Source organism: Mesorhizobium sp. M2C.T.Ca.TU.002.02.1.1, assembly GCF_003997225.1.
In genome coordinates this window covers 1-497 of the sequence record NZ_RZTO01001499.1, presented here as the reverse complement: position 1 = coordinate 497, position 497 = coordinate 1, and the positions used below count along the sequence as shown (strand labels likewise).

General features: G+C 60.4%; 1 protein-coding gene. It reads left to right on the top strand.

The genetic code is table 11. The annotated features are described in order from the left end of the window. Positions 1-497, top strand: a 497-nt coding sequence (coaA, locus tag EOD07_RS36955) for a type I pantothenate kinase (protein ID WP_127238538.1), incomplete at both ends; no start/stop codon positions are given.

The window sequence follows — 497 nt, the reverse complement described above, 5'->3', positions numbered from 1 at the left end:
GTCGGTGCGATGCTCAGGTTCCTGTCCGGCATCAAGTCGGCGCAAGGCAGCGTCCAGGCGCCGGTCTATTCGCACCTGACCTATGACGTCATTCCGGGTGAGTTCGTCACCATCGACCGGCCGGACATATTGATCTTCGAAGGCATCAACGTGCTGCAGCCGGGCAAGCTGCCGAAGGACGGCAAGATCGTGCCGTTCCTGTCCGACTTCTTCGATTTCGCCATCTATATCGATGCCGACGAGAAGCTGATCCATCAGTGGTACATCCAGCGTTTCATGCGGCTGCGCGAAACCGCCTTCCGCAATCCGGACTCCTTCTTCCACCGCTATTCGCAGCTTTCCGGGGATGCCGCGCGGGCCATCGCGGAGGGGCTGTGGGCCAACATCAACCTGAAGAACCTTCGCGAGAACATCCTGCCGACCAGGGCGCGGGCCGACCTCATCCTGCGCAAGGGCGCCAACCACCTGATCGAGGAAGTGGCGTTAAGGAAATTGTG